The organism is Acinetobacter lactucae, from assembly GCF_013122135.1.
GTDB classification, from domain to species: domain Bacteria; phylum Pseudomonadota; class Gammaproteobacteria; order Pseudomonadales; family Moraxellaceae; genus Acinetobacter; species Acinetobacter lactucae.
Genome location: NZ_CP053391.1, coordinates 2766289 through 2791985 on the forward strand (window position 1 = coordinate 2766289; position 25697 = coordinate 2791985).

Genomic DNA, 25697 nt, shown 5'->3' on the forward strand with positions numbered 1-25697 from the left:
TTGAAAGCCAACTTAGACTTTAAGTTGGCTTTTTTTAATCGAGGTTAATACCATCGTTACCAGCTTGAACGCGGCTCTGGCCCATCGACATGCTGATTTAAAAATTGGCGCAAATGATCTAAAAAGTGCGAGACTTTAGGCGATAGATTCAGTCTCTCTAAATACACCGCATAGACATCTGCGGGTGGTGTTTCATAATCTTCTAGCACTTGAACCAATCTACCACTTCTTAAATATTTTGCTACGTCCCACTCTGCTCGCATCAAAATACCATAACCTTCTAAGGCCCAATTTAATGCGACTGCACCATCATTCGTACTCAGTTGCCCATGAACTTTCACGGTTTCAACCTGTTTGCCATGACTTAACCGCCAATTACCATAAGCAGAATCATTTTGCCGAATCACGATACACTGATGCTGCGTTAAATCATGAGGAGTGAGTGGTTGCCCTGCCATTTTTAAATAGCTAGGTGATGCACATAATAAACGGCGGTTGGCTGCCAATTTTTTGGCAATGAGACGCGAATCGGGTATTTCGCCAAATCGAATTGATACATCAATTGCTTCATCTGGCAGATTAATCGCGCGGTCAGTTAAATGCAGTTGGACATCGACATCAGGATAGATTTTGGCAAATGTAGAAATCGCTGGAGCAATATAAGAACGACCAAAGCCTAAAGGAGCATTCACACGCAATACCCCTTTGGGCGCTGCCCGACTACTTGAAACCAAACGCTCCATTTCATCAATCTCTTTTAAAATACGAACCGCATTTTCAAAGTAAACCTCACCCTCACTGGTTAAGCTAATTCGGCGTGTTGTTCTATTTAAAAGCCTTACACCTAAACGCTCTTCAAGTTGAGTTAAACGTCTAGAAACCGCAGGTGGAGTCAAGTTTAACTCTCGTGCCGTCGCGACAAGACTTCCTTGTTTGACCAATAAACAAAAGAAAGCTAATTCCGTATCTGCATTCATGATTATTAAGTTTTTTGCAATAGTGATTTAACTTTATATCGATTCATCAGTTTTTTAAAGGATTTAACATCCATTTCAATGTTTCCCGACATAAGCCGTCTCTTATTTAAGAGCATAACAATGTCCGCAGAAGGAATGCTGTGGATGAACGGGAAAAGCCATCTAGCCGAATGAATAGCGGTAAAGAAAGCGAAAACTACCAATCAGGATTGGTAGTCATGAATATGGAGTCATGACATGGAAATGGATATTGAGAAGCGAACGTTACGTCGAATTACTTGGAGAATCGTACCGTTTATTATGTTGTTATACCTTATTGCCTATATCGACCGCGTCAATATTGGCTTTGCCGCACTCACCATGAAAGAAGACTTAGGCTTTACCGCCTCGGTTCTCGGGTTTGGTGCCGGAATTTTCTTTTTGGGCTATTTCTTATTTGAAGTCCCATCCAACATTATTTTGCATAAAGTCGGTGCCCGTATCTGGATTGCTCGAGTCATGGTGACATGGGGTCTGATTGCAGCCGGTATGGCATTTGTAGAAAGCTCAACCAGCTTTTACGTTATGCGATTTTTACTCGGTGTTGCCGAAGCTGGTTTCTTTCCGGGCATTATTTTGTACTTAACTTACTGGTTTCCTGCACGCCATCGCGCTGGTGTGATTGCTTTATTTATGGCAGCCGCCCCAATTGCCACAGCAGTTGGTTCACCAATCTCTGCCGCGTTACTTGAAATGCATGGAATTTGGGGACTCGCTGGCTGGCAATGGATGTTCATTATTGAAGCAATACCAGCACTCATCTTAGGCGTTGTGGTTTTTAAATATATGACTGACCGCCCAGAACAAGCCACTTGGTTAAAACAGGATGAACGCGAATGGCTTGTAAAAACGATGAAAGAAGAAGATGTCGGGAAAAATGCACCTCAGCATCACAGCATTCTTCGCGGTCTTGCCAACCCACGAGTACTTGCCCTTGCATTGATTTATTTCGGAACATCGGCTGGGCTTTATACCCTCGGCATCTGGGCACCACAAATTATTAAACAGCTTGGCGTAACGTCTATGACCGTCGGGCTTTTAAATGCCATTCCACCAATCGTTTCTGTCATTGCCATGGTTTTATGGTCTCGACACTCTGACCGCACCAATGAACGTACATGGCATGTTGCTCTCGCATGTTTAACCGCAGCAGTTGGTCTCGCAATTGCAGCTGGCACACACAATGTCATTGGATTAATTGCAGCACTTACCATTGTGAATGTCGGTATTAGCTGTGCCAAGCCACCACTATGGAGCATGCCAACCATGTTCTTGTCAGGATCAGCCGCAGCAGCAGGCATTGCCACGATTAACTCAATCGGAAATTTAGGTGGGTTTGCAGGCCCTGCCATGATCGGCTGGATTAAAGATCAAACTGGAGATTTCACAGGTGGACTCTATTTTGTGGCAGGACTACTCATTATCTCGACCTTACTGACACTAGTGCTGAGCTTCTCCCAAAAAGTGAAAGTAAACACTGCCAAAGCCACCCACTAACCTTATTTACATCAATTAGATCTGAACAAGTTTCTTCAAGGAGCACAACATGGACAAAGATATTGCCGTCCAGTCCCTTACGGACACCATGGCCAAATTTACGGCTTATATTGGAAAACGCCTACCTAAAGATGTGAAAAGCAAGTTAATTGAACTGCGTACTTTAGAAACCAATCCATTGGCTAAATCAGTTTATGATTCGATGGAAGAAAATCAGCAAGCTGCGGATAAACTCAACCGCCCAAGCTGTCAAGACACAGGTGTCATTCAATATTTCGTTGAAGCCGGTGCTAACTTCCCTTTGCTTGGTGAACTTCAAGATATTTTGAGCGAAGCAACTGCTGAAGCAACACGCATAGGTCCTTTACGTCACAATGCTGTTGAAACCTTCGATGAAAAAAATACGGGCACCAATACGGGTACTCAAATTCCATGGTTAGACTGGCGTATTGTGCCTGAACTCGACACTTGTACCATTGATGTCTATATGGCTGGCGGCGGTTGTACCCTACCGGGTGCGGCAAAAGTTTTAATGCCAGGTCAAGGCTATGAAGGTGTTGCTGAATTTGTGATGGATGTTATTACCGAACGTGGTGTAAATGCCTGTCCGCCGTTACTGGTTGGTGTGGGCGTATCAACTTCGGTTGAAACCGCTGCTCGTCTTTCTAAACTCGCGATTATGCGTCCGGTTGACTCAACAAGTGATAATCCACGCGCTGCCTTAATGGAACAACTGTTAGAACAAGGTCTTAATGAAATTGGTATTGGCCCTCAAGGACTCACAGGTAATAACAGTGTAATGGGAGTCAATATTGAATCTTCTGCACGCCACCCATCAACCATTGGGGTTGCCGTAAATACAGGTTGCTGGGCACATCGCCGAGGCAAAATTAAGATTAACCCAGATATGTCTTATGAAATCTTGTCTCATGAAGGAGTTGTACTATGAAAAAAATTCTGACAACACCAATCAAAGATGAAGATCTTTTAGACCTTAAAGTCGGTGATGTCGTTTATTTGACTGGCCGTTTGGTAACTTGTCGTGACGTTGCCCATCGCAGACTGATCGAACAAGGTCGAGAACTACCAGTTAATCTTGAAGGCGGAGCGATTTTTCATGCTGGCCCTATTGTGCGCAAGAAAGGTGAAAACGACTTCGAAATGGTTTCGATTGGTCCAACAACCAGTATGCGGATGGAAAAATTCGAACGGGAATTTATCAAACAAACTGGTGTTAAGCTTATTGTGGGTAAAGGCGGCATGGGACCAGAAACAGCTGCTGGATGTCAGGAAAATATTGCGGTTCATGCGATTTTCCCAGGTGGGTGCGCAGTACTCGCAGCAACCTTAGTTGAAGAAATTGAAGGCGCTGAATGGCAAGACCTAGGTATGCCAGAAACCCTTTGGATAAATCGAGTGAGAGAATTTGGTCCGCTCATTATTTCTATCGACACTAAAGGCAATAACCTGATTCAACAAAACAAAGTTGAATTTCAGGCCAAGAAAGCCCCGATTTTAGAAAAAATCAGCAAACAACTGAGCTTTATTAAATAAACCACTCTTTAGATGAAGGGAAAGCAAAAGCCCCTTCATCTTTTTTTATTTTTGTACTAAACGCATGGCATGAGGTGTTTTCCCATGCCATCTTTTATAGGCATGAATAAAACTGGCAGGTTCTGCATAACCTAACCACTCTGCAATCTGTTCAACTGAAGCCTTAGGTACGGTCAAATATTGCTCTGCTAAAACCTGTCTAACTTCTTCACGAATCTGGATAAACGTCATCTCTTCTTGCGCTAAATGGCGACGTAAAGTGCGAGTATTTAAATGCAGTCGATTAGCAACCACTTCCATGGATGGCATTTCACCGCGAATATTCATCAATTGTTGTTGCACCAATGCCGTGAACTTCTTTTGTGACTGACGTTTATCAAGAATTTGCCGACATTGCTCTTCAGCTGTATGTAAAACCAGATCATTTGCCATAAGTAGCTTTTGATCTACTTTTTGCGGATCAAGAATTACAAAGCTTTTAGCTGCATCAAATTCTGGCATCACACCAAATAAGTTCTGATAAGGCTCTGCATCACCTTTGAGTTGGAAAGAAAAAGCCAAATACTGGCAAAAATTGTCCTGCACCAAATCTCGCTGTACCGTAATGAGTGCAGCGGCATCGCGTTCAATAATGAATTGACGCACTGATAAGGGAATATCTTGCTCATCAATTTCGATGCGAACTCCCTGTGATGTATCAGATACATCAAAGCGGGTAAAAGCAAAGGTTAAAGTAAAATAGGTTAAAGCCAAATCCAGTGCTTCACGAATGCTCGCACTACTCATCAGAGCCATACCTAATGGCCCAAATGTGGTGAAATGATAGCGTATGCCCACTTCTAAGCCCAACACTGGTCGTTCTGGAAACTGTGCAACTAGATTATGAATGAGCTGTAATTCCTGTTGTCCTGACACCACCATATTCGGGTCAAGCAACTGCTGTTGACTCAGTCCTGTTCCGTCTAAAATGGTCTGATAAGAAGCACCTGCTTCTACTGCAAAATCAGCCATGAGTCGGACACTATGTATGCTGCGTTCAAATGCCCAAGCGTACGTCACTGTACTTTCCAAAATGTCCTCGAATCACAATATTTTGTCCTCATCCATCCTCTAAATCAAGTTAATAAACGTCTATTCTGCATACAGGAAATTGCGATTCTTTCGCCCACTGTTTTTAAGGATTTAGAGCAGCCTATGTTTAATTCGTCGACTAATTCAAATAAAAATGTACGCATCGCCATTATTGGCACTGGCTTTGGTGGTCTAGGACTTGCCATTCGTCTCAAACAAGCAGGTTTTGAACAATTTACTCTATTTGAAAAAGCTGCCGATGTCGGCGGTGTCTGGCGTGACAACACGTATCCAGGTGCTGCATGCGACGTTCCTTCTCATCTTTATTCTTTTTCTTTTGAACAAGAGCTAGGTTGGAAAAATCGCTACGGTACATCTCAAGAGATTTATCAATACTTACGCCACTGCGCGGATAAATATGATATTCGTCCACATGTTCAATTTAATACTGAAATAGCCAGTGCAGAATTTGATGCTCTGCAAGGTGTATGGCACATTCAAAGTACTTCTGGTGAACAGTTCGAAGCTGAATTCTTAGTGGGCGCTGTAGGCCAACTCAATCGCCCTGCCTATCCAAAACTTAAAGGCATTGAAAACTTTAAAGGTAAAGCATTTCACTCAGCGCGTTGGGATCATGATTATGACTTAACTGGCAAACGTGTTGCAGTGATTGGTACCGGTGCAAGCGCAATTCAGTTTGTACCTGAAATTGCAAAACAAGTAGCACATCTAGACGTTTATCAACGTTCAGCACCTTACGTGATTCCAAAACCAGATCGGGTTTACCAACCTTTAGAGAAAAAGGCTTTCCGTAAATTACCTATTTTGCAAAGTCTGGATCGAGCTTTGCAGTATGGTCATCATGAAATTCGTTTGCTGGCCTTTACCACTTCATTAAATGAAATGCCTTTGGTGGAATATTTATTCCAGCGTCACATTCGTAAAGTCGTTAAAGATGGGAAGTTGCGTCATCATTTAATGCCAGATTATCCAATTGGCTGTAAGCGTATTTTAATCTCTAACCATTGGTATGAAACACTGACCCAGCCTCATGTCGATGTGATTAATACGGGCATTCAAGAAATTACTGAAAATGGCATTTTAGATACGGAAGGAAATCTGCGTGAAGTCGATACCATTATTTATGGTACGGGCTTTGCCGCAACAGAATTTATGGCGCCTATGCAGATTACAGGTCTTGATGGTCGCACCTTAAAAGACACATGGAAAGATGGTGCAGAAGCTTATCTCGGTTTAACTGTTAGCGGCTTTCCAAATTTCTTTATGCTCTATGGTCCAAATACCAATCTTGGGCACAACTCAATTGTGTATATGATTGAAAGCCAAGTAAATTATATTTTAGATGCCATTCAAACAACCCTACAAAACAAACTTCTGTTCACCAATGTTCGTGCAGAAGTTCAACATGAGTTTAATCAAAGCATTCAAGAAAAAATGAAAAAAACCGTATGGGCACAAGGTTGTACCAGTTGGTATCAGACTGCTGACGGCAAAAATACCAATAACTGGCCAGGTTTTACCCTTGAATATCGACAACGTACTCGCCGCTTCGATATTGAAAACTACACTCAGATTTCGGCTATTTCTTAAACAAGCTTCACCATAGGAAATGAGAAAAATAAACGGAGAATTTTATGAAGTCTTTTAAAAATAAAGTCGCAGCTGTGACAGGTGCGGGTTCTGGTATTGGACAAGCAATTGCTATTGCATTGGCAAAACAAGGTTGCCATCTGGCACTTTCCGATATTAGTGAAGCTGGATTAGCTAAAACAGTCGAGCTTTTGGCACCTTATTCTGTCAAAGTCACCACTCAAAAAGTTGATGTAGCTAAGCGTGATGAAGTGGCCGCTTGGGCAAAGGCAGTAGTAGATGAACATGGCCAAATTAACCTGATTTTTAATAATGCTGGTGTCGCAATTGGTAGTACGGCTGAAGGTGTGAGCTACGAAGACCTTGAATGGCTCATTGGTATTAATTTTTGGGGCGTAGTTTATGGCACCAAAGAGTTTTTACCTTACTTAAAGCAAAGTGGTGATGGGCATATTATTAATATTTCCAGTATGTTCGGCTTAACAGCTCAACCAACTCAAAGTGCTTATAACGCTAGTAAATTTGCCGTTCGTGGCTTTACTGAATCATTGCGCCAAGAACTCGATCTACAAAATGCTGGAGTGAGTGCGACCTGTGTGCATCCGGGTGGTATTCGTACCAATATTGCCAAAGCTGCCCGCATGAATAATAGCGTCCAGTCTTTAGGAATGGATCCTTTAAAAAGTCAGGATGCTTTCGATAAATTACTTCGCACCCCCGCTGACGATGCAGCTCAACAAATTTTAGAAGCTGTTCGTAAGGACCGCCGCCGCTTACTCATTGGAGCCGATGCGAAAGCCGTTGATGTGATTCAACGTATTCTTCCACAGGGTTACCAAAAGATTTTTGCCACTGCAACTGCCTTGCAAACTCGCCTACTCAACAAATCAGCAAAATAAAAACAGTGGTCAGCATACTCTTCATTTTACGAGATGCTGACTGACATTAAATGCTTAGTATGAGTCCTTATTATGAAGCAGCTTCTTGCATGGACTATTCGTACCACGCTACGTCCAGCTTTATCCCCTAAAACACCACTAAAGCTACAGCGTTTTTGTAGCGATACAGCCAGTGCTATTGTGCTTGGTCCACGTGGCTATAAAACAAAAAAGCAAACCATTGCTCAAGTACCGACAGTCCATATTCAGCCTAAAACGACTAAATCAGGGCTCGGTATCTTATATTTACATGGTGGTGGCTATGTAGTTGGCAGCTCAAAAAGTCACACTAAACTTGCTGCTCAAATTGGACACGCAGCTCAGGCACAAGTTTGGTTACCTGAATATCGCCTAGCCCCAGAATACGCAAGTCCTGCTGCTATTGAAGATGTCATTGCAGTCTATAAAGCTTTACTTGCTCAAGGACAAGCCCCAGAAAAACTCGTGATCGCTGGCGACTCTGCTGGCGGCGGACTGAGTTTAAGTACTGCAATTGCGATAAAGAATGCAGGGTTATCGTTGCCAGCGGCTTTAGTTTTACTTTCACCGTGGGTTGACTTAAGCCTTTCTGGAAGCACAATGAAAACTCATACTGCTCAAGATGCAATGCTTTCAGAAGATTGGTTAGCTTGGTGTGCAAAAAACTACTGCGGCCAAAAATCGGCAACCGATCCAACTTGTTCTCCACTCTATGCAGATTTAAGTGGATTACCGCCTATTTTGATTCATGTCGGTACCGAAGAAGTTTTATTAGACGATGCAAAACGTCTCGCTGAACAAACCGAAAAATACGGTATTCCGACGAACTTGAAGGTTTATGACCGAGTCGGACATGTTTTTCAGTTCCACGCGGGTATACTAAATGAATCTAATGACTCGATTGAGCGCATTGGGCAATTCATTGATAAACATACACAGTCAATATAAAAATATCGCCAGAGAGGAGTCCTCGGCATGACAACAAACAATTATGACTATGATTACCTCATTATTGGTTCAGGCTTTGGTGGTAGTGTTTCTGCTTGCCGTCTAACCGAAAAAGGCTATTCAGTTGCTGTAATGGAAATGGGGCGACGCTGGGAAGCTAAAGATTTTGCTAAAAACAACTGGAATACCCGTCGCTGGATTTGGCGCCCGGGCATGAAACTTTTCGGTTATTTCAACATGCGTTTTTTTCGCCATGTCACCATTATTTGCGGGAACGCTGTAGGTGGTGGCTCAATTACCTATGCAAACACCCTACTGGTTCCACCTGAACATATTTGGGATGAAGGTACATGGGCAGATGCGGCGGACTGGAAAAATGAAATGCCACAGCACTATGCTGAAGCAGAACGTATGCTTGGGGTGACGGATAATAAAATTTTCGGTCCAGCCGACCATATGCTCAAAAAAATGGGCGATGCAGTGGGTGTTGGGCACACATTTAAACCCACTCGTGTTGCAACGTTCTTTCCACCCGAAGGTGAAGAAGGCGGCAAGACCTACCCTGACCCGTATTTTAACGGCGAAGGTCCAGACCGCGGAACCTGTACCGCATGTGGCGGCTGTATGACGGGTTGTAAACACAACGCAAAAAATACCTTAGATAAAAACTATTTGTACTTTGCTGAAAAAAATGGTGCCAAGGTTTACGAAGAAACCAAAGTTGTTGATGTTAAGCCCCTCAATGGTAAAGCAGATGGCAGCGATGGCTATGAAGTCACTACCGAATGCTCAAGCTCATGGTTTAACAAACAGCGTCGTACATGGCATGTTCGTAACGTAATTTTTTCGGCATCGTCTTTGGGCACGCAAGAGATGTTGTTCCGCTTAAAGCAGTCCGGTTCTCTGCCAAATATTTCTGATGATTTGGGTAATCGGGTTCGTACTAATGCCGAGTCGATTTTAGGTGTTCGCTTTTTTGGTAAAGATGTCGACATGAGTAAAGGTGTTGCCATTGGTTCAAGTATTTACATTGACCATGACACTCACATTGAAGCGACCCGCTACCAAACTGGTTCAGATGCCATGGGTCTTATGTGCACTTATATGGCTAAAGGCAAACCGGGTTGGACACGTATCTTCTTTTGGTTATGGGCACTTATCTGTCATCCATTTATTTTCCTTCGCATGAGTAATCCTGTCAGTTTTGCGCGTCAGACCTTAATTTTCTTGGTGATGCAAACAGCTGATGCCTCAATTAACATGCGCTTGAAACGTAATTGGTTCTGGCCTTTTGGTAAGGTGTTATCGAGCGAAGGTAAAAAGCTGCCAGTTTATATTCCGCAGGCCAATGCATTTACCGAAAAAGTTGCCAAAATGTTTAATGGTCACCCAATGACAACTATTACCGAAATTTTGTTTAACGTGCCTTTTACAGCCCACTGTATGGGTGGTTGTGCAATTGCTTCCAGTCCAGAGCGTGGCGTGGTAGATGGACAAAACCGTGTCTTTAGCTATAAAAATTTATACGTGGTAGATGGCTCAATGTTAGGTGCAAATTTGGGGGTTAACCCAAGTCTCACCATTACAGCTCTTGCAGAACGTGCAATGTCTTATATTCCAGCTAAACATACTTTGAATGATCAACAAGGTCATACAGCAGATGCAGAGGCCGTAGAGATCATTAAAGCTTCTGCTTAATTTAGAATTTTGTTTTATAAAAAAAGCCTATTTTAGAATAGGCTTTTTTCTTTCGCTTTTTAAATTACATCGCCACGGCTTTAGCACGAGCTGCATGCAATTTTTTATAGCTCTCGATCAGACGTAAATGACGATCAAGTCCTTCTAGTTTCATGCTTGTTGGTGTTAAGCCATAGAAACGAACGCTACCATCAACAGAACCTAATACCGCATCCATTCGTGTATCACCAAACATACGGCGGAAATTCGTAAGGTAGTCTTCAAGCTCTAATTCTTCATCTAACATCACTTCAAGCACCACATTCATGCACTGATAGAACAAGCCACGCTCAACGGTGTTGGTGTTATATTGCAAGTAAGTTTCGACTAACTCTTTTGCTTCTTCAAATTGTTGTAAAGCAACATAAATCAGCAATTTCAGCTCTAAGATTGTTAGCTGCCCCCAAACTGTATTGTCATCAAACTCGATGCCAATAAGTGTGGTGATTTCAGTGTAATCATCTAGCTCACATTCTTCTAAGCGCTCAACCAACGCTTCGAGTTGTTCATCATCCAAACGATGCAGATTTAAAATATCTTCACGGAATGAAAGTGCTTTATTGGTATTGTCCCAAATCAAATCTTCAACGAGATAAATTTCTGAATAATCCGGTACCAAAATACGGCAAGCGGTCGCACCTAAGTGCTCATAGACTGCCATATACACTTCTTTGCCCATCTCTTCGAGAATACCGAACAATGTTGCAGCTTCTTCTGCGTTCGACTCTTCGCCTTCTCCAGAAAAATCCCACTCAACAAAGTCATAGTCAGATTTAGAACTAAAGAAGCGCCAAGAGACCAAACCACTTGAGTCAATAAAGTGCTCAACAAAGTTGTTCGGCTCAGTGACCGCATTACTTTGGAAAGTCGGTTGAGGTAAATCATTTAAGCCTTCAAAACTACGGCCTTGAAGTAACTCAGTCAGACTGCGTTCTAACGCAACTTCAAAACTTGGATGCGCACCGAAAGATGCAAACACCCCACCTGTACGTGGGTTCATTAAAGTCACACACATTACTGGGAACTGACCACCTAACGATGCATCTTTAACTAATACAGGGAAACCTTGCTCTTCTAAACCTTTAATACCGGCAACAATACTTGGGTATTTTGCTAATACGTCTTCAGGAACATCTGGAAGTGCAATTTCACCTTCTAAAATTTCACGTTTAACAGCACGTTCAAAAATTTCTGACAAGCATTGAACTTGGGCTTCTGCCAAAGTGTTACCCGCACTCATACCATTACTTAAGTACAAATTTTCAATTAAATTTGATGGGAAATAGACAACTTCACCGTCAGACTGGCGCACAAAAGGTAGTGAGCAAATGCCACGCTCTACGTTGCCTGAGTTGGTATCATATAAATGTGTGCCCAATAACTCATCATCTGGGTTGTAAATCTCAAGACAGTATTCATCTAAGATTTCTTTAGGTAATTCACCATTTGGACCCGGTTTAAACCATTTTTCATCTGGATAATGCACAAATTCAGCATTGGCAATTTCTTCACCCCAGAACTGGTCATTATAGAAGAAGTTACAGTTTAAACGCTCAATAAACTCGCCTAATGCAGAAGCTAAAGCACTTTCTTTAGTTGCACCTTTACCATTGGTAAAGCACATCGGGGATTGTGCATCACGAATGTGTAATGACCATACATTTTGGACAATATTACGCCAAGACGCGATTTCAATCTTCATACCCAAATTTGCCAAAATAGCTGACATATTGGCAATGGTTTCTTCTAGCGGTAGGTCTTTACCTTGAATATAAGTATGGCTTTCTGAAGTTAAGCTTGGTAATAACAATGCTTGTGCATCTGCATCGATGCTTTCCACTTCTTCAATAATAAATTCAGGACCCGTTTGAATCACTTTTTTAACAGTACAACGGTCAATCGAACGTAAAATCCCTTGGCGATCTTTCTCTGAAATATCAGCTGGTAATTCAATTTGAATTTTAAAGGTTTGCTTATAGCGGTTTTCAGGATCAACAATATTATTTTGCGATAAACGAATATTATCGGTTGGGATATCTCGAGCGGCACAATACACTTTTACAAAGTACGCTGCGCACAATGCTGATGATGCTAAAAAATAGTCAAATGGGCCCGGTGCCGAACCGTCACCCTTGTAGCGAATTGGTTGATCGGCAATTACCGTAAAGTCATCGAACTTAGCTTCCTGTCGAAGATTGTCGAGATAATTAACCTTGATTTCCATGCTGGCACCTAAATATTTTTATGTGTCAGCACAGACACATAAAATTCTAAATATTGAAAAATAAGCCGAATCACAGCGAAGAAATTGACTTAAAAAAATGAGAGATTAAAGCCATGTGTTTAATGAACGACTCAATTGGCTTTAATAAGATTGGCGGTATTATAGAGGGATTTTGTGCAGTTGATAACTAAAGTTAAAACATTGCTGCTCACAATGTTTTAACTTGTCTTGAATTTAGTTAAATATTGAACATTAAAACTTAAAAGTGTAATCGACATTTAACCGCGTTTCATTTGCCGAATGAAATGTCATATTACTTGGCATATCGTTGCGATAGTGAGAAAAACGGGCTCGCATTCCCAAACCTTTTAACTTACCTTCAGGAATTTTATAACCTAAATCAAATTCCATCGACTCTTCTTTAAAACGCTGATCGCCGTATTGCAACAAATCAATATCTTCGCCTTTTGCATAGCGAGTCATAAAGCGCAGTCCGTTTAATGAAACATCACCTACTCGTGCATTTTTAAAGTCATATTCATAACGAATCGAATAGACTTTTTCGTCTTTATTTGAATAGTCCGAACTCATAAAATCAAGCACAACAGGACTTTCTGTTCCAGACAAAAAAGGCAGACCAGTCGAGCCAAATGACTGCATATAGCCCAAAGAAACCGTATGGTTTTGATAGTTCAAACCAAATAAGCCGCTCACATGTCGGTTATCGACTTCTCCTATTTTTTTACTACCTGTTTCCTCACTATTAAAAAAACGTACATCACTTAAAAAATTAAGCTGATCATTTAAAGGCTGCTTCCCGTTAAAACCCAAAAACTGTTGCTGGTAAATGTCCTTGAGTTCTGCATGGTAAGCCCGTAAACGATAATCCTTTAACTGATAGCTTCCACCTAATGTATAAAAAGAATCAGTCGTTGCCGCTTTGTCAAAACGATGATTGATATTGTCTGTTCCAACATCGGTATAACGAATCGAATCACGTTGACGTACTTCATCGACATAAAAACCTTCGAGTTGAAGATTTGGAATTTCATTTGAAACAAAGCGGATACCACGGTAAGTCTGAGGGAACAAACGCGCTGGCGATGAAAATATGGTCGGTAATTGTGGAACTAAATCCCCCACAAAAAGCTCATTTTTTCTAAATTTAGCCTTCCCTGTAATACCTATTTTTCCATAATAATCATCACGCGAGTTATCAGGATTAACTGGCAATAAGCCACTCCGTGCATAGTCATCAGCACGGCTTCCCATCAGGTTAAAACCCGCCATTGCCAGCACATCTACACCGAACCCAACAGTGCCTTCTGTATAACCAGACTGCCCTTTAAAAATTAAACCCTGCGCCCAATCTCTACCTGCTGTATAGGGATATGGATCTTTTTTATAGTCTCGGTCAAAGTAAAAATTACGGAGTGTCAGCTCAGCTTTACTGTCTGCAATAAATTCGGCATGCAGAATTTGACTAAATAATGGGCACAAGCATATCCCCACCCACAATGGTGTCTTTTTCATTTTTTATCTCAACTATTTAATTTTTAATGGATTAAGGCGCTGTTTTAAGCGAATAGTTCTGCTCTTTCTTACTTCGATAAAAAGCATTACCCAAACTTAAAATCAGGAAAATAGCCAAAATAAAGACCACACCGTAATAGGCATACAGCGTTGCGGGTGCTATCCCTTTATCCAGAAAAATGCCTGCGACCGTTGGCGATAAAATTGCTCCAATTCGTCCAAAACCAATGGCATAGCCCACACCGCGACTACGAATTTCGGCAACATAAATTGTTGGAGAAATAGAATATAAACCTGCTACACAGCCATTAATAAGTGTGCCAAGTAATAACCCCACCATGAGTGCAATGCTGACTTGAGATGAGACTGCGACAAATAGGAAAACACATGCAGACGTTAGACCTAAAAACAGGCTTAAGGCATAGAAGATTTTCATACGTGATGCCAATAAACCAATAATGGCTGCCCCGAAAATCCCGCCAATACTAATTAAAATACCGGTACTTACACCTTGCTCTGGTGACATCCCCATTGAAATAAGAATTTTTGGTGTCCAGCTCATGACAAAGTAAAAACCAAACATCACTAAAAAGAATGCAAACCAAAGACAAAGTGTTTGAAATCCCTGTTGTCCTGCAAATAACTTGCCCAGTTCACTACCATTTTGTGTGTTGATTTTTTCATAACGTGGCATAACTGGCAGTTGGTTAAGCCCCATACGACTTACCGTTGTGTTAATCCGTTCGAGTGCCTGTTTTGGTCGTTTCGCGAGTAAATAATCTAAAGATTCTGGTAATAACCATGCGCTGATCAGCAGCATTGCAATGGTAGTAACGCCACCTGCTAAAAAGATTGAGCGCCAACCTAAATGTTCAATCAAAGCCAGTGATAGCACTCCACCAAGTGTCGCGCCAATTCCATAACCTGTAGACATTAAGCTCACTGCGAGACTACGCCAACGAGCATTGGCATATTCACTCGCCAACACATTACTGCTGGCAAGAATCCCACCTACCCCAATTCCGGTAATAAACCGAAGTGCTGCTAACATGCCGTGGCTTTGTACAAAAGCACAGCCCAACATGCTAAGACCTGCAATCACAAGACAGACTAAGATGAGTAAACGACGGCCAATTTTATCGGCTAAAGGTGCGAGAAAAATTGAACCGGCAGCCATTCCAAAAAGGCCTGAACTGAGTAATAAACCAATTTGTGCGCCTGAAAGTGACCATTCCGCAGACACGGATGGAGCGGTAAATGCCATTACCATCACGTCAAAGCCATCAATAATATTGAGACAAATACAGATCAAAATGACGAACCATTGGTAGCGGCTCATGTTGTTTTGATTGATCTCACTTAGAACGTCTCTTTCCATTTGTGTATCTCCCTTGGATAAGACATACACACGACATTGCTGATATGAGCGATTGGGTGGTTATGCATATCCGTATCCATAATGACCTAGAGGAATATTTGTTCTTTGAGCATCCTGCTCTTTTTCTATACTGAATATTTGGATCCAAAAAATCAACTAAAATTATAAATGGATTATTAAAAAGTATATAAACACATAAATTATATAAGTATAAAATTATTAAAAACATAAAATTAGGATGCTTGAATATTTTTATGGATCCATATTAAAAAATCTATTATGATCGATTCCAGAGCATTTTTTAGCCAAAAAAGCTCAGTTCATTTTCATGGAATGCAAGATGCATTTTTAAAACTTCAAAGGATTGTTGTTATGAAACTCAAAAGAGTAAGCCAGCTTACATTGGGACTTTTTTTTGCCAGCCAATTGTTTTACACAGCGCAAGCAGCACCTCCAAAAAATCAACAACCACCTAACATCATGATTATTTTGGCTGATGATCTTGGATTTTCAGATATTGGTGCTTATGGTGGCGAAATTAAAACCCCTCATATTGATAGCCTGTTAAAGCAAGGAAAAATGCTTTTTAATTTTCATGCTTCATCAATGTGTTCACCTACTCGTGCGCAGCTTATGACGGGTGCAGATAATCACTTGGTCGGTTTAGGTGCCATGTATGAAACTTCAAAACGACAAGAAAAATTGGTTGGAGCCGATAGCCCACGCGCACTACTCAAAATTGATGGATATTCAGGTCACTTAACGCAAAATGCTTACACACTCGCAGAAATTTTAAAGACTAAAGATTATTACACCTTCATGGTCGGTAAATGGCACTTAGGCTATGCTCCCGACCAAAACCCTAAAGCCCGCGGTTTCGATCAATCTTTTGCCCTGCTCGATGGCTTCGATTTACACTTTAAAGACCAACCTAAAAACTATCCGCGCAATACCCAGTACACTGAAAATGGTCAAAGGGTTACTTTGCCTGACAACTACTACTCAACCGACTTTTTTACACGAAAAGCCTTTGAGTACTTAGATAAAAATAAAGCGCAGAAACCATTTTTTGCCTACCTAGCCTATACCGCTCCACACTGGCCACTACAAGCACCTGCTCATTATAGAGACTTATATAAAGGCAAATACGATCAAGGCTACGATGCAATTCGCAAACAACGCTTTGAGAAGCAAAAGCAATTAGGATTAATTCCTGCAAATGCAGAATACCCAGTCGAGCGTGGCAACCAAGCTTTAGGCACCAAAAGCTGGAATGAACTCACCCCACCAGAACGCAAATATGAAGCGCGCAAAATGGAAGTTTATGCTGGCATGGTCACTCAGTTAGACGACCGCGTGGGTGATGTTATTCAATATCTTAAAAAGCATCATTTATATGACAACACTTTGATTGTGTTTATGTCAGATAACGGTGCTGAAGGTGGTGATCACAATTTCCCAATGGGCGATGCCGACAATCGCTATGAAAATATAGGTAAGGCGAGCTCATATCTTTACATGGGCCCACGCTGGGCAGAAGTAAGTAGCACACCATTTACCCACTGGAAGTCAGCTGCTTCAGAAGGTGGTGTACGAGTTCCATTTATTGTTAAATCGCCTGTGCAAATTTCTAAAGAACATGGAATCAACAATAACTTTGCGACAGTTAGAGATATTTTCCCAACTGTTATGGAACTAGCAGGTATTCAAAATAATCAAATTTATCCAACTTCAAGCACTAAAATTAAACCGTCGGGCTTTAGCTTGATTCCTGCTTTTAAAAACAATAAGGCTCGTATTCGTCCTGTTAATTATTATGACTTCAAAGAATTACATGGCAGCCGCTACGCCAAAACTGATGAATGGAAACTCGTTGAAAACTCACCTTCTAAATTTAAAAGCCATGGCTGGGAACTCTACAATTTAAAAACAGATTTTAACGAGCAGCGTAATGTTTACGCAGAACATCGCGAGATCGCCAAAGTCTTAAACGATAAATATTTAAGATATGCACATGAAAATGGTGTTGTTGATTTTGAGCAATACAACAAAAAGTAGGGAAAACTAGATGAAACAGATCATGATGCTTTCATCGCTCCTCTTACTTTGTGCATGCCAAAAAACCACACCTCAACTAGAACAGACCACCTTGCCCGACTTAGGCAGCAAAGCTAAATGTAATTCTTATTCGGGCCTTCCTTCGGGTTGGTCTAAAAATAAAGAAGCAGGGATGGTCAAACTTCCTCAAGGAAAAATTGTTTTAGGCACCACACAAGGTTATGAAGATGAACGCCCATTAAACTTACAAGCAACTTCAGTACCCGCTTTTTTAATTGATGCAACTGAAGTCACCAATGCTCAATTTCAAGAGTTTGTTAAACAAACAGGTTATGTCACCGATGCAGAAAAGCAAGGTGGTGCAGCTATGTTTGTACAGCCAGATCATCAAGTTGAAGAGCTACAATGGTGGAAATTTGAAAAAGGCGCCAATTGGAAACACCCATGGGGTTTAAATAATCCAAAACAACCCGCGCCTCACGAGCCCGTTCGCATGGTGACATGGAATGATGCCTACGCTTATGCAAACTGGCTAGGTCACGACTTACCGACCGAGCTTGAGTGGGAATATGCAGCCAAAGGTTTTCAGCAAAACTCCGATATTGGCCCTACTCATGAAGGACATATTGTAGCCAACTTCTGGCAAGGCGAATTTCCTTATAAAAATATTCAGGAAGATGGTTTTAAGGATATTGCCCCTGTTGGCTGTTTTAGTAAAAACCCATTTGGTTTATATGACTTGATTGGCAATGTATGGGAATGGACGCAAACATCCTATACCGGCCCACGAGATCATCATATGGGAGATCCATCGAAATATCGGCAAAGTCACGAACAGATTTTGCAATACACCATTAAAGGTGGATCTTATTTGTGCGCAACCAATTATTGCGCGCGTTATCGTGCTGCCGCGAGGCATCCACAGGAACTCGACCTTGCCACCAGCCATGTCGGATTTAGAACAGTAAAACGCTTTTAAACGGATTTAAAAATGAAGCATATTTTTATTTATGGGATTTTATTCTCAGGGACAACCCTTGCCTGCTGTTTAGCTCATAGCGAAATAGATGTTAATTTTCAAAATACACTCACACTCAAAACATTCAACTTCGACAGACAATATGAAAATGGCACTAGCCCCGATACTCATAGCTTAAGTCAAGGCTTGATCTATCGTGGTGACTGGTCAACCAAACTTAATGAGGTTCAGCTACATCTCAATCCAAGCATTCAATATGCTTATCGCCTAAGTAGCGACCAACACACCAATGATATGGTCATACCCTTTGACCCTAACACTAAGAAACAAGCACAAGATCAAGTTAAATATGGCTTAGGTGCTGGAGTTGAATATCAAAACTTTCGGATGAATATAGGTGAAATCACACCTGATTCACCACTTACACCACAAGTCGACACACATCAATTACGCGTGAACTATAAAGGCTTGGAATTAAAATATAAGACAACGCAACAAAATTTCGAGCTAGGTTTGATTAACCGTTATTCCCCAAAAAATGAGGAGGACTACCACAAACTGGCTATTTCAAAATATGAGTCTGACGGACTCTATTTTTTTCAATGGGATGGCAAAACACCTCGATACCATTGGAAATTTTATAATGGTTACTTAACAGATCTAATTAATCAAAGTTACTTTGCTTTTGATTATCAATGGACAAAGCAACACACTACAAAATTACGTGTGTTTCGCCACGACGATGTCGGGAAATCAAAGCTTGGTGAATATGACAACACGTCTATAGGGGCCATGCATTCCATCAAACATGGCAACTTTACAACTGGCATCGGCTATCAAGAAAACTTTGGCAAAGATGGTATTCCAAAACTCGATAATATGCCCATTCCCCATATGGTGAACTGGACCTTAGGCGCGTTTACCAAAGCAGATGAAAAGTCTTATCATTTCGTTGCCTCATATGACTTTAAAGACTATATCAAGGGTCTAAAAGTGACCTATAAATATATTTATGGCGACTCTTTTCAAACCATGAAACAAAATGATTTTGAGCAAGAAAGTGATGTGTTGATTCAGTATGATCTTAATGCTTGGATTAAAAATCTTAAATTCCTGTTCTTAAATATTAACTACGATACCAAACATGGCAAAAGTCTGGATGAACAGCGCATAATGCTTCACTACACGGTTAATTTCTAAATTATCACTCTCCATAATGGCTTCAACCACAGCCATTATGGATCCAAATTAAGATTAATAAAAATTTAACCTCTAAAACTCAAACAAATACAAAATCCTTTATTAGCAAACAAAAAAATACAATTCCATCAATTTCAAAGAACAATATTTTTTAAAAAATATACTGCTTATCAATTGACCATTATTTTTATTTATTATAAATTGGATCCAATAAGTGATAAGGAGTCGTCACAATGTTTATTAAAAATGCTTGGTATGTAGCCTGCCGCCCAGAAGAAATCCAAGATAAACCATTAGGTCGTACGATCTGTGGTGAAAAAATTGTTTTTTATCGTGGTAAAGAAAACCAAGTTGCAGCCGTTGAAGATTTTTGTCCGCATCGTGGCGCCCCACTCTCACTTGGTTATGTCGAAGATGGCAACCTCGTATGTGGTTATCATGGCTTAGTCATGGGTTGTGATGGAAAAACAGTTTCCATGCCAGCCCAACGTGTAAACGGTTTCCCTTGCAACAAAGCATATGCAGTTATTGAAAAGTTCGGTTTTATTTGGATATGGCCAGGTCAGAAAGCTTTAGCAGATGAAGCAAAACTTCCAACTTTAGAATGGGCAGATCATCCTGAATGGAGCTATGGCGGAGGCCTGTTTCACATCCAGTGTGACTATCGTTTGATGGTCGACAACCTCATGGATTTAACCCACGAAACCTATGTTCACTCAAGCAGTATTGGGCAAAAAGAGATTGATGAATCATTACCTGTCACTAAAGTTGACGGTGACCATGTGATTACCGAACGCTATATGGAAAATGTGATCGCACCTCCATTTTGGCAAATGGCCCTTCGCGGCAATCATTTGGCAGATGACGTACCTGTGGATCGTTGGCAACGTTGTCACTTCTTTGCGCCAAGTAATGTCCATATTGAAGTAGGTGTAGCACATGCTGGACATGGTGGTTATCACGCACCAAATGACAAAAAAGTTTCCTCAATTGTGGTCGATTTTATTACGCCAGAGACTGAAACTTCACATTGGTATTTCTGGGGAATGGCACGTAACTTCCAGCCTGACAATGCAGAACTCACCGATCAAATTCGTGAAGGCCAAGGCAAAATCTTTACTGAAGATTTAGAAATGCTTGAGCAACAGCAGCAAAATATTTTAAACAATCCACATCGCAAGTTACTGATGCTCAATATCGACGCAGGCGGTGTACAGTCTCGTAAAGTGATTGAGCGACTACTTGCCGAAGAAAATAAAACACCTCCTGAAATGTCCGCACAGAAGTTTCCAAACATTCGGGTTATTTAAAGGAGCATGAACATGGACGTTATTATTCAAAAAATTCACCAGCTCACCCCGACCATTCGTGCTTTTGAATTGGTTGCAGCAAATGGTACGGAGCTGCCGAGTTTTGAGGCAGGTGCGCATATTGATGTGCATCTGAAAAACGGTCTCACCCGCCAATATTCACTTTCAAACTGCTGCACTGAAAAGCACCGTTATGTGATTGGCGTTTTACATGATGCCAATTCACGCGGTGGCTCACGCTGCATCCACACTGAATACCGCGAAGACGACCACTTAAAAATTGGTGAACCGCGTAATTTATTTGAAATTCACCCTCAAACCAAACAGGCAGTTTTATTTGCGGGTGGTATTGGTATTACCCCTATTTTATCGATGGCATATCGACTTAAAGCCGCCAATATTCCTTTTGAATTACATTACTTTGTTCGTAGTCATGAAATGATTGCCTTTTATGGCAACTTAACCGAGCATTTTGGTGAACAAGTCCATTTTCACATTCAAGACCAACCAGACACCGAATGTAATATGGCAGAGGTTTTGGGCCAAGCTTCACCTGATAAACACTTATATGTGTGTGGCCCTACAGGGTTTATGCAGTTTGTCATGAGCTCGGCTGAACAAGCGGGTTGGCATAGCGAACAGTTACATCAAGAGCATTTCGTCGCTCAAAAAGTAGATACGTCCAACGATGAAGCTTTTACCATCGAAGTTAAAGGTACAGGCCGTCGAATTGAAGTATTACCAGAGCAGACTGCTACTGAAGCATTAATTGCAAATGGTTTTGATATTCCTGTTTCGTGTGAACAAGGTATTTGTGGTACGTGTATTACCCGTGTTGTAGAAGGTACGCCAGATCATCGCGATATGTTCATGACCGATGAAGAACATGCTTTGAACGACCAATTTACACCCTGCTGTTCTCGTGCAAAAACTAAAAATCTTGTGATTGAGCTTTAACTCGAAAGTTCCTTTATTCGAAAATAAAGGAACTTATTTCATTTTAAACATTGAGAACATTTTTTAGCGTTTCACCCAAAATCACTACACTGCTATGTTCACGCATTAAAGTTTCAGCACGCCCTGCCTGACGATGTACCAATGCATCGAAAATCGAACAATGCTGTAAATGTGCATAGTGCAAACGGCGATATTCCGACAAAGCTTGATTCTGGTCATAGGTAATGGCTTGGGCAGAAGCCATAGGCAATTGGTTGTTTTTCGCTAAGGCTTGTATAAGTGCGACGTTTTGCGCGCCTTCAATAATGGTGTCATGAAAAATGACGTTAAAATGGTGATAACGTTCTAGTTCAGCATCGCCAAACTCGTCTTTTTCATTAAAAAGTTTTTCAGTTTCCTGAATGCAATGTTGTAGCGTCTTTTTCTGTTCTTCGCTTAAGCCTTGTTCTGCCAAAGTTTTCGCAGCCAACCCTTCCAGCACCCCGCGTACTTCGAGCGCATCATGAACAAGTTGTTCTGAAATTTCACGAACCGTGTAACCACGAGTTGGGTTTTTAATGAGGAGGCCTTCTTGCTCGAGCAAGCGAAAGGCAATACGAACAGGCTGCCTTGAAACCCCAAGTAACTCGGCAGTCGGAATTTCGGCAATTCTGGCACCGCCTTCAAGTTCCCCTGAAATAATCATTTTTCTTAGTTTAAGTAAAACTTGTTGTCCTGAAGACATTCGCTGCCACACATCACCAAAAACGTCACTTCGATGCTAGCAAGTTCATTTGTAAAATGAAATAAATTTTCTGTTTGAATCAGTGCTTAAGTATTTCTATTGAGTTTAAGAAATTAAACTACACACTACACTCGATTAAAGGTTTTTAAGATTATTCACCATAATATCGAGATTATTACGAATTAAATAAGCCAAGTTAATATCAATGCCTTCAAGCATTTTTTCTTCGACTTTTAAAACCACTTCATTGCATTTGCTTAACTTTTCAATCCCGCTTTCAGTTAGCGTAATTAAAATACGGCGACCATGGGTTGGGTCAGGTTTTTTCTCAATCCAACCATTCATCAGTAAATCTTGCAGAATTTTATTAGCAGATTGCGGCTTTATAAAAGAACGCTCAGCAAGTTTGGCATTAGATAAATTACTTTTTGAAGCTAAAACAGAAAGTGCAGTAAATTGTGGTAAGGTAATTTCAAGCTCTTTTAAATGTTCTGATAAATGTTTACTAATAATTCGATCAACACGAGCAATCATATAGCTTAACTTAGGCTCATCTTCTACTTTTTTTGGAACTAAATTCGAACGTACCATAACCTTTCATTCATCATAAGAAAATCTGTAGTGAAAGTATGAGGATCTACCCCATACTTTCGTTAAAACTTAGCGAGCACCTGAGCTTTGTACTAAATGTACAGGCTGTTTAGGTTTTTTGACAAGAAGTAATGCAGAGATCGCTGCAATTAAAATCACTGGAATACTTGAACCAATTACAATGGTCGAGCTTTGTCCAAGCGACAGTAAAAAACCAGCCATTAAAGGCCCTGCAAAAGAACCAATACGGCCGATTGCAACCGCTGAACCTACTCCTGTTCCACGCATTTCGGTCGGATAATACATGGCAGCCAGACCATATAACGCAGATTGTCCACCCACAATAAACAGACCACAACCTACTGCTGAAAGTGCAAGTAAAGCCACTGTCGGAGAAACTGCCAAACAGCACAGCGAAAATAAAATACCAAGATAAATCAGCTTAATCACAAAACTCATGCGTAATTTATCAAGCAATACACCCATGAGAATCGAACCTAAAATTCCGCCAACGTTGTAGCCCATCTGTACATAGTTTGCCTGTAGTTTCGATAGGCCTTGCGCGCCCATCAGTAACGGCAACCAATTCAATAAGAAATACAGTACCACCAACGTACAGAAAAAGCTTATCCAAAGCTGAATGGTCGACATACGGCGTTCTTTAGCAAACAAAACTTCCAAAAATGGTGTCGTTTTCTGTGCTTGAACTTTACGTTGCAGATAATCATTTGACTCGGGTAAAAAGCGCATAATCAGTGGAATGAGTAAAATAGGGGCAATCCCACCAATATAGAAAATATGACGCCACTCTGCATCACCTGCCAATGACATAGCAACCACAGAAGTAAGCAATCCACCAAAAGGAATCCCGCTATACATAATACTTACTGCTGTCCCTTTGTGCTGGTCAGGCACAGCTTCAGAGGCAAGTGTAATCATCATTGGAAGTGCCCCGCCCATTCCTAAACCGGTACAAAAACGGATGAGAAGTAACAGGCTGAAATTGGCCGCATAGGCGGTCAGTAAAGACATAATTCCAAAAAGTAAGATACTAAAAATCAGAATTTTCTTACGCCCTACAATATCTGCAAATCTACCACCTAATATGGCACCTGGTAGTGTTCCTAAAATAGCAGCACTAAATGCCCACGCCATTTGGGCATTGTCTAACATAAACTCAGCCCGCATTCGTGGAGCGGCTACCCCCATTGATTGAAGATCAAACCCTTCAAAAATTGCTATGGCAAAGCACAGTAGCAATGTGATTTTTGCCCTTGAAGGCTGTCCTGATATTTTTTCCATTGTGTTGTCCTTTATTGACTAGTCGTTCCATTTAGCCCTTTGTGTATTGTTGTTTAAACACATCAAAAATATCAGTTAAACTTACTAAAAAATCAACATATTTTTATATTAAATAATCAATAAAATTAATTAATATTTAAAATACAATGAATTATAAAATATTTATGAAATTTTATAAAAAAGACTTGAATGTAAGTTTAACTGATATTAGATTAAATCCCAGAACAGCAAAAAATCATTCAAGGAGTATGAAGATGAGTTATGAAAACCGCTGGGAAACAGTAGATGTTAAAGTTGAAGAAGGAATTGCATGGGTTACCCTAAACCGCCCAGAAAAGAAAAATGCCATGAGCCCAACCCTCAATCGTGAAATGATTGATGTGCTCGAAACGCTTGAGCTTGATCAAGAGGCGCGTGTTTTAGTATTGACAGGTGCTGGCGATTCTTGGACAGCGGGTATGGATTTGAAGGAATATTTCCGTGAAGTCGACACTCAACCAGAGATTTTCCAAGAACGTATTCGCCGTGACTCATGTCGCTGGCAGTGGCAACTTCTTCGCATGTATTCAAAACCAACCATTGCCATGGTCAATGGCTGGTGCTTTGGAGGTGGTTTCTCACCTTTAGTGGCGTGTGACCTAGCAATTGCAGCAGATGAAGCAACTTTTGGTTTATCTGAAATTAACTGGGGTATCCCACCGGGCAACCTCGTAAGCAAAGCAATGGCAGACACTGTAGGTCATCGTGCATCTTTGTATTACATCATGACGGGTAAAACCTTTGGTGGTAAAGAAGCCGAAACCATGGGTCTTGTGAATAAAAGCGTACCGCTTGAACAGCTAAAAGCAGAAGTGACTGAACTTGCAAATTGCCTACTTGAGAAAAACCCTGTAGTGCTTCGTACGGCTAAAAATGGCTTTAAGCGTTGCCGTGAATTGACTTGGGACCAAAACGAAGACTACTTATATGCCAAACTTGACCAATGCATCCACCGCGATACTGAAAATGGCCGCCAAGAAGGTTTGAAACAATTTTTAGATGAAAAATCAATTAAACCGGGTTTACAGAGCTATAAACGTACTGGTTAACT

At 41.0% G+C, this 25697-nt stretch carries 21 protein-coding genes; 13 read left to right on the forward strand and 8 right to left on the reverse strand.

Annotated elements, in window-relative coordinates:
- Nucleotides 1-56: 56 nt before the first annotated feature.
- Complete coding sequence (locus tag HLV59_RS12995; protein ID WP_171430127.1) at nucleotides 57-977, reverse strand: LysR family transcriptional regulator; 921 nt, start codon at nucleotides 975-977, stop codon at nucleotides 57-59.
- Nucleotides 978-1214: 237 nt separating this feature from the next.
- Here HLV59_RS12995 and HLV59_RS13000 point away from each other — a divergent pair, with 237 nt between their 5' ends.
- The 3 genes from HLV59_RS13000 to ttdB are packed head-to-tail and all read left to right on the forward strand — an operon-like array spanning nucleotide 1215 to nucleotide 4067.
- Nucleotides 1215-2513: an MFS transporter gene (locus HLV59_RS13000; RefSeq protein WP_171430128.1), complete on the forward strand. Its 1299-nt coding sequence runs from the start codon at nucleotides 1215-1217 to the stop codon at nucleotides 2511-2513.
- Between the two features lie 49 nt (nucleotides 2514-2562).
- A complete protein-coding gene (gene ttdA, locus HLV59_RS13005) occupies nucleotides 2563-3462 on the forward strand; it encodes a L(+)-tartrate dehydratase subunit alpha (RefSeq protein WP_002163154.1) in 900 nt (299 codons plus the stop codon).
- Nucleotides 3459-4067, forward strand: a complete 609-nt coding sequence (gene ttdB, locus HLV59_RS13010; RefSeq protein WP_000722967.1) for a L(+)-tartrate dehydratase subunit beta — start codon at nucleotides 3459-3461, stop codon at nucleotides 4065-4067. Before ttdA ends, ttdB begins: the two co-directional genes overlap by 4 nt.
- A 45-nt stretch (nucleotides 4068-4112) precedes the next feature.
- Here ttdB and HLV59_RS13015 read toward each other — a convergent pair whose 3' ends face one another.
- On the reverse strand, nucleotides 4113-5126 hold the full coding sequence (locus tag HLV59_RS13015) for an AraC family transcriptional regulator (protein ID WP_171430129.1): 1014 nt from the start codon (nucleotides 5124-5126) through the stop codon (nucleotides 4113-4115).
- 135 nt (nucleotides 5127-5261) lie between these two features.
- On the opposite strand from HLV59_RS13015, the gene HLV59_RS13020 reads away from it, so the two are divergent.
- The 4 genes from HLV59_RS13020 to HLV59_RS13035 all read left to right on the forward strand — a co-directional run bounded on the left by HLV59_RS13020 (nucleotide 5262) and on the right by HLV59_RS13035 (nucleotide 10312).
- Nucleotides 5262-6749 (forward strand): flavin-containing monooxygenase, encoded by a 1488-nt coding sequence (locus tag HLV59_RS13020; protein WP_171430130.1) that lies wholly within the window; start codon nucleotides 5262-5264, stop codon nucleotides 6747-6749.
- 44 nt (nucleotides 6750-6793) lie between these two features.
- Entirely contained in the window at nucleotides 6794-7648 is an 855-nt protein-coding gene (locus HLV59_RS13025) for an SDR family NAD(P)-dependent oxidoreductase (protein ID WP_081174808.1), read from the forward strand.
- Between the two features lie 72 nt (nucleotides 7649-7720).
- Nucleotides 7721-8614 carry an alpha/beta hydrolase gene (locus HLV59_RS13030; RefSeq protein WP_081174809.1) on the forward strand — a complete coding sequence of 298 codons (894 nt, stop codon included), beginning with the start codon at nucleotides 7721-7723 and terminating at the stop codon, nucleotides 8612-8614.
- A gap of 27 nt (nucleotides 8615-8641) precedes the next feature.
- A complete protein-coding gene (locus tag HLV59_RS13035; protein ID WP_171430131.1) occupies nucleotides 8642-10312 on the forward strand; it encodes a GMC family oxidoreductase in 1671 nt (556 codons plus the stop codon).
- A gap of 64 nt (nucleotides 10313-10376) precedes the next feature.
- Here the strand turns inward: HLV59_RS13035 and HLV59_RS13040 are convergent, their stop codons facing one another.
- The 3 genes from HLV59_RS13040 to HLV59_RS13050 all read right to left on the reverse strand — a co-directional run bounded on the left by HLV59_RS13040 (nucleotide 10377) and on the right by HLV59_RS13050 (nucleotide 15486).
- Complete coding sequence (locus HLV59_RS13040) at nucleotides 10377-12575, reverse strand: OsmC domain/YcaO domain-containing protein (RefSeq protein ID WP_171430132.1); 2199 nt, start codon at nucleotides 12573-12575, stop codon at nucleotides 10377-10379.
- A gap of 252 nt (nucleotides 12576-12827) precedes the next feature.
- Nucleotides 12828-14108 carry an OprD family outer membrane porin gene (locus tag HLV59_RS13045; protein ID WP_216606721.1) on the reverse strand — a complete coding sequence of 427 codons (1281 nt, stop codon included), beginning with the start codon at nucleotides 14106-14108 and terminating at the stop codon, nucleotides 12828-12830.
- A gap of 31 nt (nucleotides 14109-14139) precedes the next feature.
- The gene (locus HLV59_RS13050) at nucleotides 14140-15486 is read right to left on the reverse strand and encodes an MFS transporter (RefSeq protein WP_171430133.1); all 1347 of its coding nucleotides are present in this window, start codon (nucleotides 15484-15486) and stop codon (nucleotides 14140-14142) included.
- A gap of 372 nt (nucleotides 15487-15858) precedes the next feature.
- Here HLV59_RS13050 and HLV59_RS13055 point away from each other — a divergent pair, with 372 nt between their 5' ends.
- From HLV59_RS13055 to HLV59_RS13075, 5 genes are all read left to right on the forward strand, one after another.
- Nucleotides 15859-17544: an arylsulfatase gene (locus HLV59_RS13055; protein WP_171430134.1), complete on the forward strand. Its 1686-nt coding sequence runs from the start codon at nucleotides 15859-15861 to the stop codon at nucleotides 17542-17544.
- Between the two features lie 25 nt (nucleotides 17545-17569).
- Entirely contained in the window at nucleotides 17570-18523 is a 954-nt protein-coding gene (locus HLV59_RS13060; protein ID WP_171430627.1) for a formylglycine-generating enzyme family protein, read from the forward strand.
- 12 nt (nucleotides 18524-18535) lie between these two features.
- On the forward strand, nucleotides 18536-19723 hold the full coding sequence (locus HLV59_RS13065; protein WP_171430135.1) for an OprD family outer membrane porin: 1188 nt from the start codon (nucleotides 18536-18538) through the stop codon (nucleotides 19721-19723).
- Between the two features lie 233 nt (nucleotides 19724-19956).
- Nucleotides 19957-21033: an aromatic ring-hydroxylating dioxygenase subunit alpha gene (locus HLV59_RS13070; protein ID WP_171430136.1), complete on the forward strand. Its 1077-nt coding sequence runs from the start codon at nucleotides 19957-19959 to the stop codon at nucleotides 21031-21033.
- Between the two features lie 12 nt (nucleotides 21034-21045).
- Nucleotides 21046-21990, forward strand: coding sequence for a PDR/VanB family oxidoreductase (locus HLV59_RS13075; RefSeq protein WP_171430137.1), 945 nt, complete (start codon nucleotides 21046-21048; stop codon nucleotides 21988-21990).
- A gap of 43 nt (nucleotides 21991-22033) precedes the next feature.
- Here HLV59_RS13075 and HLV59_RS13080 read toward each other — a convergent pair whose 3' ends face one another.
- The 3 genes from HLV59_RS13080 to mhpT form a co-directional block, all read right to left on the reverse strand.
- Nucleotides 22034-22726 (reverse strand): GntR family transcriptional regulator, encoded by a 693-nt coding sequence (locus HLV59_RS13080; RefSeq protein ID WP_079748314.1) that lies wholly within the window; start codon nucleotides 22724-22726, stop codon nucleotides 22034-22036.
- A gap of 123 nt (nucleotides 22727-22849) precedes the next feature.
- Nucleotides 22850-23305: a MarR family winged helix-turn-helix transcriptional regulator gene (locus HLV59_RS13085; RefSeq protein ID WP_171430138.1), complete on the reverse strand. Its 456-nt coding sequence runs from the start codon at nucleotides 23303-23305 to the stop codon at nucleotides 22850-22852.
- 69 nt (nucleotides 23306-23374) lie between these two features.
- The gene (gene mhpT / locus HLV59_RS13090; protein ID WP_016141799.1) at nucleotides 23375-24607 is read right to left on the reverse strand and encodes a 3-(3-hydroxy-phenyl)propionate transporter MhpT; all 1233 of its coding nucleotides are present in this window, start codon (nucleotides 24605-24607) and stop codon (nucleotides 23375-23377) included.
- A 248-nt stretch (nucleotides 24608-24855) separates the two neighbouring features.
- Here mhpT and HLV59_RS13095 point away from each other — a divergent pair, with 248 nt between their 5' ends.
- Nucleotides 24856-25695, forward strand: a complete 840-nt coding sequence (locus HLV59_RS13095; protein WP_171067916.1) for a p-hydroxycinnamoyl CoA hydratase/lyase — start codon at nucleotides 24856-24858, stop codon at nucleotides 25693-25695.
- The last annotated feature ends 2 nt before the right edge of the window (nucleotides 25696-25697 follow it).